The 8657-nt window shown below is 73.1% G+C and carries 8 protein-coding genes; 4 read left to right on the top strand and 4 right to left on the bottom strand.

Translation table 11 applies throughout. The features are described from left to right. The 4 genes from N790_RS02845 to N790_RS02830 all read left to right on the top strand — a co-directional run. Window positions 1–416 (top strand): efflux RND transporter periplasmic adaptor subunit (locus tag N790_RS02845; protein WP_425388018.1); only part of this gene is annotated, 416 nt, incomplete at its 5' end. A 2-nt stretch (window positions 417–418) separates the two neighbouring features. Continuing rightward, the gene (locus tag N790_RS02840; RefSeq protein ID WP_043800452.1) at window positions 419–3499 is read left to right on the top strand and encodes an efflux RND transporter permease subunit; all 3081 of its coding nucleotides are present in this window, start codon (window positions 419–421) and stop codon (window positions 3497–3499) included. After that, window positions 3496–3813 (top strand): DUF3240 family protein, encoded by a 318-nt coding sequence (locus tag N790_RS02835; protein WP_043800450.1) that lies wholly within the window; start codon window positions 3496–3498, stop codon window positions 3811–3813. The genes N790_RS02840 and N790_RS02835 overlap by 4 nt, the downstream gene beginning before the upstream one ends. After that, entirely contained in the window at window positions 3810–5105 is a 1296-nt protein-coding gene (locus tag N790_RS02830) for a TolC family protein (RefSeq protein WP_052385638.1), read from the top strand. Before N790_RS02835 ends, N790_RS02830 begins: the two co-directional genes overlap by 4 nt. Window positions 5106–5123: 18 nt before the next feature. Here N790_RS02830 and ung read toward each other — a convergent pair whose 3' ends face one another. The 4 genes from ung to ftsE are packed head-to-tail and all read right to left on the bottom strand — an operon-like array spanning window position 5124 to window position 8354. Further along, entirely contained in the window at window positions 5124–5843 is a 720-nt protein-coding gene (gene ung, locus N790_RS02825) for a uracil-DNA glycosylase (protein ID WP_043800448.1), read from the bottom strand. Between the two features lie 3 nt (window positions 5844–5846). Next, window positions 5847–6689, bottom strand: coding sequence for a response regulator (locus N790_RS02820; RefSeq protein WP_043800445.1), 843 nt, complete (start codon window positions 6687–6689; stop codon window positions 5847–5849). Window position 6690: 1 nt separating this feature from the next. Continuing rightward, window positions 6691–7671, bottom strand: a complete 981-nt coding sequence (gene ftsX / locus N790_RS02815; protein ID WP_084062562.1) for a permease-like cell division protein FtsX — start codon at window positions 7669–7671, stop codon at window positions 6691–6693. Continuing rightward, window positions 7668–8354, bottom strand: a complete 687-nt coding sequence (gene ftsE, locus N790_RS02810; protein ID WP_043800443.1) for a cell division ATP-binding protein FtsE — start codon at window positions 8352–8354, stop codon at window positions 7668–7670. The genes ftsX and ftsE overlap by 4 nt, the downstream gene beginning before the upstream one ends. Window positions 8355–8657: the final 303 nt, after the last annotated feature.

Below are 8657 nucleotides of genomic sequence, written 5' to 3'. Positions count from 1 at the left end.
TGGCCGGCCGGCTGGCGGCGGGCATGCGCGCCTCCACGCCCGACGGCGCCATCGGCGAAGTGGTTGGCGTGGGCGGCGCCATCGACCCGATGACCCGCTCGCTGCCGGTGATGGCGAACCTGCCGGCCGGCGCCGCGGTGCCCGGCGCCCTGGTCGAACTCGGCATTTCGCGCCGCGCCGACGCCGGCGTGGCCCGGGTGCCGGCCACCGCCGTCATCGCCGTCGCCGGGCAGTCCTCGGTATTCGCGCGTCGTGACGGGGGCCTGGAAGTCGTGCCGGTGCAGGTCCACTTCCGCGACAGCCAGCAGGCCTGGATCAGCGGGCTGGCGCCGAATTCCGAGGTGGTGTCGCGCGGCGTGCTGGCGCTCAAGGCCGTCGCCGAGACGCCGGCCGACGACGCCGCCGGGGAGGGCTGACCATGCTCGCCCGCCTCGTCGCCTGGTCGCTGGCCCAGCGCTTGCTGGTCGCGCTGGCCACCGCCGCGCTCGCCGTCGCCGGCTACGTCGCCTGGCGCACGCTGCCGATCGATGCCTTCCCAGACATCGCACCGACCCAGGTCAAGCTGATCCTCAAGGCCCCCGGCATGACGCCCGAGGAAGTCGAGCAGCGCGTGGTCGTGCCGCTGGAGATGGAGCTGCTGGGCATCCCGCGCCAGGTGATGCTGCGCGCCTCCGCCAAGTACGCGCTGGCCGACCTCACGCTCGATTTCGAACAGGGCACCGACATCTATTGGGCCCGCCAGCAGGTGGCCGAACGCCTGGCGGCCGCGTCCGGCGACCTGCCCGAAGGCATCGACGGCGGCCTGGCGCCGATCGCCACGCCGCTGTCGGACATGTACATGTTCACCGTGGACGGCGAGGGTTACACCCTGGCCGAACGCCGCGAGGTGCTGGACTGGCTGATCCGCCCGGCGCTGCGCACCGTGCCCGGCGTGGCCGACGTCAACGCGCTGGGCGGCCGCGTGCGCACCTGGGAAGTCGTGCCCGACCGCGCCGCGATGGCCGCCGCCGGCCTCGACCTGGCCAGCCTGCGCAATGCGCTGGAAACCAACAATGGCAACGACGGCGCCGGCCGCCTGGACGAGGGCGAGGAATCGCTGGTGGTGCGCGCCACCGGCGCGATGCGCGACGGGCGCGACATCGGCGCCACCGTAGTGGCCGTGCGCGAGGGCCAGGCGCTGCGCGTCGGCGACATCGCACAGGTGCGCGAAGGCTCGCTCACGCGCTACGGCGTGGTCACCCGCGACGGCGGCGGCGAGGCGGTGCAGGGGCTGGTCGTGGGCCTGCGCGGCGCCGACGCCTCGGCGGTGGTGCGTGGCGTCAAGCAGCGCCTGGAACAGCTGCAGCCCAGCCTGCCGCCCGGCATGGCGATCACGCCTTTCTACGACCGCAGCGACCTGATCACGCGCGCCACCGGCACGGTGACCAGCGCCCTGCTGGAAGCCACCGTGCTGGTGGTGATCCTGCTGCTGCTCTTCCTGGGCGACGTGCGCGCGGCGCTGGTGGTGGCGGTGACGCTGCCGCTGGCGGTGCTGGGCACCTTCCTGGTCATGCGTTTCGCCGGGCTCAGCGCCAACCTGATGAGCCTGGGCGGCCTGGCGATCGCCATCGGCATGCTGGTGGACGCCTCGGTGGTGGTGGTTGAAAACACGGTCGAGCAACTGGCCGCCGCCCGCGAGGGCGACGGCATCCCGCGCCTGCACCGGGTGTGGCGCGCGGCGGCGGAAGTGGCGGCGCCGGTGGCGTCGGGCATCCTGATCATCGCGCTGGTGTTCACGCCGCTGCTGACGCTGCAGGGCCTGGAGGGGCGCATGTTCGGGCCGGTGGCGCTGACCATCGTGTTCGCGCTCGGCGCCTCGCTGCTGCTCTCGCTCACCGTGATCCCGGTGCTGGCCTCCTGGCTGCTCAAGGAGGGCTCGCACCACGAGCCCTGGCTGATGCGCCGCCTCAACGCCATCTATGCCCCGGCGCTCGATGCCGCGCTGGCCCGGCCGCGGCTGGCGATGCTCGCCGCGGCCGTGGCGCTCGGCCTGGCGGCGCTGGCCTGGGGCGGCATCGGCAAGACCTTCATGCCGACGATGGACGAGGGCGCGATCCTGATCCAGCTCGAAAAGCTGCCTTCGGCCAACCTGGACGCCAGCGCGGCCGTGGACCTGGCGGTGCAGGACGCGATCCTGGCGGACGTCCCGGAAGTGCGCAGCATCATCGCCCGCGCCGGCGCCGACGAACTGGGCTTCGACCCGATGGGCCTGAACCAGACCGACAGCTTCCTGGTGCTGGCGCCGAAGGACGAATGGCGCCAGCCCGACAAGGCCTGGCTGGTGGAGGAACTGCGCAAGGTGCTCGACCGTTTCCCCGGCACCGCCTATGCCTTCACCCAGCCGATCGAGATGCGCGTGTCGGAAATGCTGACCGGCGCGCGCGGCGACATCGCCATCAAGGTGTTCGGCCCGGACCTGGCGGAGCTGGAGACGCTCTCGGCCGCCGTCGAGGCGCGCGTGCGCGCCGTGCCCGGCGCCGAGGACGTGTACCGGCTCACCAACGAAGGCGTGCAGTACCTGGAGATCGAGGTGGACCGGCTGGCCGCCGGCCGCCATGGCTTCGACGTGGCGCGCCTGCAGCAGGAACTGCGCGCGCAGGTCGAGGGCGTGGCCGTCGGCGTGGTGGTCGAAGGCAGCCGGCGCATCCCGCTGGTGGTGCGCGGCGACGATTCGCTGCGCGCCGACCCGGCGCGCTTCGCCGACCTGGCGCTGGTGTCGCCGCTGGGCGGCCAGGTGCGCATCGGCGACGTCGCCCGCGTCCGCCGCGTGGACGGGCCGGTCAAGGTGGATCGCGAGGCCGGCTCGCGTTACGCGCTGGTGCAGGCGAACGTGTCCGGCCGCGACCTGGTCGGCTTCGTCGAGGAAGCGCGGCAGGCGGTGGCCGACGGCGTGCCGCTGCCGCCCGGCTACTCGCTGGGCTGGGGCGGCCAGTTCGAAAACCAGCAGCGCGCTTCGGCGCGGCTGGCGCTGGTGGTGCCGGTGGCGCTGGCGCTGATCTTCGTGGTGCTGTTCACCAGCCTGGGCAGTGCGCGCCAGGCGCTGCTGGTGCTGGCCAACATCCCGTTCGCCCTGGTCGGCGGCGTGCTGGCGCTGTGGCTGGTCGGCGAATACGTGTCGGTGCCGGCCTCGGTGGGCTTCATCGCCCTGCTCGGCATCGCGGTGCTCAACGGCACGGTGATGGTGGGCCACTTCAACGACCTGCGCGCGCGCGGGCTGCCGATCGCGCGCGTCGTGGTCGAAGGCGCGCGCCGGCGACTGCGGCCGGTGCTGATGACCGCCTCGATCACCGCGCTGGGCCTGGTGCCGCTGCTGCTGGCCTCGGGCCCCGGCTCGGAGATCCAGCGCCCGCTCGCGATCGTCGTGGTCGGCGGCCTGGTCACCGCCACCCCGCTCACCCTGCTGCTGCTGCCCCTGCTCTACCTGCGCTTCGGCCAGGCCCGCACGAGGACCACGCCATGAACGAGAACCCGCTGGTCCAGCTGACGCTGGCCTATCCGCGCCCGGCCGAGCGGCAGCTGCTGGCCGACCTGCTGGAGATCGACCCCGACCTCGCCGGCTTCACCACGCTGCACGCCGAAGGCCATGGCCACGGCTTCGCCCGCGCCTCGGTGCAGGAACAGGTGAGCGGGCGCGCGGAGCGCGCGCTGCTGCTGGCCGTGTTGCCCGAGGACAGCGCGCGCCGACTGGTCGAAGGCCTGCGCATGCGCCTGCCGTCGCCGGAAATCGCCTACTGGATGAGTCCGATCATCGAATTCGGGAGGATCGTCGAATGAAAGCCCGCCTGAGCCCGCTGCTCCTGGCCCTGGCCCTTGCAGGCGCGCCGCTGGCGCGCGCCGCCGAACTGCCGGCCGCGCTGGCGGACACGCTTCCCGACGCCCACGAGGCGGTCGCCGTGATCGACGCCGATCCCGGCGTGCGCCGCGCCCAGGGCGAACGCGAGGCCGCGCTCGCGCGCGCGTCCGGCCGCCGGCGCGGCAGCCACGAGTGGATCGCCGGCGGCCAGTGGCTGGACCGCGACGCCGGCGCCCAGGGCCGGTTCAATGAATGGGAAGCCAGCCTGCAGCGCGAATTGCGCCTGCCCGGCAAGGCCGCGGTGGACCGGCGCATCGCCGACGCCGAAGAATCGGTCGGCGGCGACCTGCTGGCCGATGCCCGGCACATGGCGGCGATCGGCCTGCTCGAAGCCTGGCTGGAATGGCTGGCAGCGGAAGAACTGCGCCGCGTGTCGATGGCGGCCGTGGCCGACGCCGACAGCGACCTCGACGCAGTCGCCGCCAGGCTCAAGGGCGGCGATGCGGCGCTGGTCGAACACGACGCCGCCCTCGCGGCGGCGGCGGCCGCGCGCCGCGAAGTGAGGCTGGCGGAGATCCGCGCACAGGAAGCGCGGATCACCCTGCAGGCGCGCTATCCCGGCCTGCCCCTGCCGGCGCAGGCGGCGCCGATCGCCGCGCCCTCCGTGCCCGAGCCCGGCTGGCGCCACTGGGGCGAGCGCATCGTCGCGGTCAGCCATGAGGTGACGCTGGCCCAGGGCCGGGCGGAGCTCGAGGCCAACCGCGCCGAACGCGCCCGCCTCGACCGCCGCGCCAACCCCACCATCGGCCTGCGCGCCCTGTCCGAGCGCGGCGGCGACGAGAGCGCGCTCGGTGTGTTCTTCAGCGTGCCGCTGGGCACCGGCGCGCGGCGCGCGGTGGCGGCGGAAGCGGCGGGCCAGGCCATGGCCGCCGAAGCCGACGCCGATGCCGTGCGCATCGAAGTCGGCCGCCACGCGCAGGCACTGGCGGCCCGCGCCGAAACGCTGGCCGCGGCCTGGACGCTGGCGAAGGAAGGCCTGGACGCGCAACGCCAGGAAACCGCGCGCCTGGAGCGCGGCCGCGAGCTCGGCGGCGTCGCCCTGGCACCGCTGCTGGCGGCCCGCCGGCGCGAACGCGAGGCGGCCATGGCCGAAGTGGAGTCGCGTGCGGCGGCCTATGGCGCCACCGCCCGGCTGCTGCTGGACGCGCACGCCTTCTGGATCAACGACGACGGGCACTCCGGGGAAGGACACGGCGCGGCCGCCGCGCCCTGAAACGCGTGGCCGGCGCCCTCAGTCGCCGGCCAGCATCGCCTCGACCTCGGCCCGCGGCGGCAATGCCCACTGGATCGGCGCCTTGCCGCCGCCCTGCAGCCAGCGGTTGGCCTTGCCGAAGTGGCCGCAGCCCAGGAAACCCCGGTGCGCCGACAGCGGCGAGGGGTGCGGGGCGCGCAGCACGCAGTGCCGGCCCTGCAGCAGCTTGCCCTTGGCCTGGGCGTAGCTGCCCCAGAGCAGGAACACCAGGCCTTCCTTCTCGCGGTCCAGGGCCTGGACGATGGCGTCGGTGAAGCCCTCCCAGCCCTTGCCCTGGTGCGAGCCGGCCTTGCCTTCCTCGACCGTCAGCACGGCGTTGAGCAGCAGCACGCCCTGCCGCGCCCAGGGCAGCAGGCAGCCGTGGTCGGGCGGCGGGATGCCCAGGTCGCCCTGGATTTCCTTGAAGATGTTGAGCAGCGAAGGCGGCACCGGCACGCCCGGCAGCACCGAAAAACACAGGCCATGGGCCTGGCCGGCGCCGTGGTAGGGGTCCTGGCCGAGCACGACCACCTTCACCTGGTCGAAGGGCGTGGCGTCGAGCGCCGAGAAGATGCGCGGGCCGGGCGGGAAGATGCGCTTGCCGGCCGCTTTTTCCTTACGCAGGAAGGCCGAGAGTTCCTGCATGTCCGGGCGCTGCAGGTAGTCGCCGACCCGGGCCTTCCAGGACGGCTCGAGCCGGATCCGGTCGTCTTCCGCCACCGCCTACTTGCCGAGCTTGGCGCGCAGCAGGCGGCCGACGCGCAGCTGGAACAGCAGCTTGGTGACCAGCAGGCGCTCCTCGATGGGCTTCTGCACCAGGTCGTTGGCGCCGGCGCGCAGCAGGTCGCTCTGGTTGGCCGGGTTGGCGTCGCCGGTCATCACCAGCACCGGCAGCATGCCCTTGGCGTAGCCGAACTCCTCGCGGATGGACCTGAGCAGGTCCTTGCCGGTCAGTTCGCCCTTCAGGTAGACGTCGGTCAGCACCACGTCGGGGCCGGGCACCTTGCCCTGGGCGCGGGCGGTTTCCAGGTGGGCGATGGCGTCCTCGACGCCGGTGGCGTGGGTGACGGTGAGCCCGTGTTTCTCGAGCATGCGGCGGGTGGCCATGGCCACGACGCGGCTGTCCTCGACGTACAGCACCTCGCCGCCGGCCTCGGATTCGGGCGCCACGTAGCCCTTGATGAAGGCGGCCAGGGCGTTGAAGCCCAGCGCCTTGTCGAAGTAGTCGGTGACGTCGTCGCTGATCGAACGGCTCTCGAGCCGCTCCTGCACGTCGCCCGAGACCACGATGATGGGGATGTAGGCCTGCGGCGTGTGTTCGCGCAGGTAGCGCGCCAGGTCCAGGCCGTCCATGTCGGGCAGGCGCAGGGCGGTGGTGACCAGGTTCACCGCGCCGGCCTGCAGGGCGGCCTTGGCCTCCTCGCCGGTTTCGCAGCCGACGAACTCCAGGTCGGGCAGCTGCTGGCGCAGCACGCCCTCGATCATCTTGCGGACGACCTTGGAGCCGTCCACGACCATGATGCGTGGGTTGGGGGTATCGAAACTTCGGAAGGCTGGGCTGTTCATGTCACACGTCCGTAGGACGGGTCCGACGTAGATGATGCCCGGTTGCGAGCCATGCGCCCAGCCACCCCATGGCGGCGGCGCCGGCCAGCAGGGCCAGGGTGCCGCGCCAGCCGGGGCCGGAAAGCGCGAACTGGCTGCCGTAGCTGGCCACCAGCGCGCTCAGGCGGCCCTGCAGCAGCAGGCCGGCGACCAGCAGCAGGGCCAGGGCCAGCAGGCCCGCGGCCAGCCCGTACCAGGCGCCGAGGTAAAGGAAGGGACGGCGCACGAAGCCGTCGGTGGCGCCCAGGTGCTGCAGCACGGCGATCTCCTCGCTGCGGGCGCCGATGTCCAGGCGCACCGTGTTGCCCACCACCAGCAGCACGCCCAGGCCCAGCAGCACGGCCACCACCTGCACCACGCGTTCGCCGAAGGCCAGCCAGGCCGACAGGCGCTGGCGCCAGGCGGCGTCGTGCTGCACCACGTCGGCCTCGGGCAGGCGGCGCAGGGCCTCGGCCAGGGCGTTGCCGTCGTCGTCGCCGGCGGGCTGCACCACCAGCACGTAGGGCAGCGGGTTGGCCTCGAGCACGTCGAGCGCGCCGGCGAGGTCGCTCATGGCGCGGAATTCCTCGAGGCCTTCCTCCGGCGTGCGCACGGTGACGCCGGCCACGTCGGGGCGGGCGCGCAGTTCGCCGGCGAGCGCCTCGGGCCGGCCCTCGGCCATGTCGGCCTTGAGGAACACGCCGATTTCCCGCGATTGGCTTACGGTGCCGGAGAAACGCTCCAGGTTGCCCAGCGCCAGCGCCAGGCCCAGCGGCAGCGCGATGGCCACGGCCATGACGCCGATGGTGAGGCCGGTGGCCACCGGGCGCTGGAGCAGGCGGCCCAGGCTGGAAACCAGCGAATACAGGTGCTGCTCGCGCCAGGCGCGCAGGCGGCTGCCCAGGCCGCCGGCCCGGACGCGTTCGGCGGCGGCCGGCTTGGGGCGCGCTTCGACCTTGCTCATGCCGCCAGGTCCTCGGGCGAGATGTCGTCCACCAGCTTGCCGTGGTCGAGCACCAGCACGCGGCGGCGCATGCGCTTGACCAGGGCCAGGTCGTGGCTGGCGATCACCACCGTGGTGCCCAGCGCGGGCAGCGAGGCGAAGAGCTGCATGATTTCGGCGGCCAGCTGCGGGTCGAGGTTGCCAGTGGGTTCGTCGGCCACCAGCAGCTGCGGCTGGGCGACGATGGCGCGGGCGATGCCCACGCGCTGCTGTTCGCCGGTGGAAAGCTGCACCGGCAGCGAGCGTTCGCGATCGCCCAGGCCGACCTTGTCGAGCACGGCGCGCACGCGCTTGCCGACTTCGGCGCGCGGCGTGCCGGCGATCAGCAAGGGCAGGGCCACGTTGTCGAACACGCTGCGGTCGGTGAGCAGGCGGTGGTCCTGGAACACCACGCCCACCTGGCGCCGGTGCAGCGGCACCTTGCGGCCGCGCACCTTGGCCAGGTTGCGTTCGTTCACCAGCACGGTGCCGCGGCTGGGCCGCTCGGACAGGTGCACCAGGCGCAACAGGGTGGACTTGCCGGCGCCGGAGTGGCCGGTGACGAAGAGCATCTCGCCCTCCTCCACCGCGAAGCTGACGTCGCTCAGCGCCGGCGGGTTGCCCGGGTAGGTCTTGGTAACGTTGTCGAAGCGGAGCAGGGCCATGCCGGCGACGGTGGTGGAAGTCCCGCGCAATCTAGCAGACGCAAGAACTTGTAGGAGCGGCTTCAGCCGCGAAGCTCTTCGCGAAAAGCTTCGCGGCTGAAGCCGCTCCTACAGGATGCGTTTGTGCAGGAAGCGCCGGGCTCAGTGCTTGCCGGGCGGCGTGCGCTTGACCAGGGACTTGAGGCCGGCCTTGATGCGGCCGAGCAGCGAGGGCTTCTCGCTGGCGGCGGGCGCCGGCTCGGGCTTCTTGCGGCCAGCCTCGGCGCGCGGCGCGGCGGCCTCGGCGCCGGCTTCGCCCACGGG

The sequence above is a fragment of the Arenimonas malthae CC-JY-1 genome, assembly GCF_000747075.1.
Lineage (GTDB): Bacteria > Pseudomonadota > Gammaproteobacteria > Xanthomonadales > Xanthomonadaceae > Arenimonas > Arenimonas malthae.
This window is presented reverse-complemented; position numbering and strand designations above follow the sequence as displayed.

Excerpts from the sequence above, each read along its gene's own strand:
- N790_RS02840 (WP_043800452.1), top strand. The coding sequence starts at position 419 with ATGCTCGCCCGCCTCGTCGCCTGGTCGCTGGCCCAGCGCTTGCTGGTC.
- N790_RS02835 (WP_043800450.1), top strand. The coding sequence starts at position 3,496 with ATGAACGAGAACCCGCTGGTCCAGCTGACGCTGGCCTATCCGCGCCCG.
- N790_RS02830 (WP_052385638.1), top strand. The coding sequence starts at position 3,810 with ATGAAAGCCCGCCTGAGCCCGCTGCTCCTGGCCCTGGCCCTTGCAGGC.
- N790_RS02820 (WP_043800445.1), bottom strand. The coding sequence starts at position 6,689 with ATGAACAGCCCAGCCTTCCGAAGTTTCGATACCCCCAACCCACGCATC.
- ftsX (WP_084062562.1), bottom strand. The coding sequence starts at position 7,671 with ATGAGCAAGGTCGAAGCGCGCCCCAAGCCGGCCGCCGCCGAACGCGTC.
- ftsE (WP_043800443.1), bottom strand. The coding sequence starts at position 8,354 with ATGGCCCTGCTCCGCTTCGACAACGTTACCAAGACCTACCCGGGCAAC.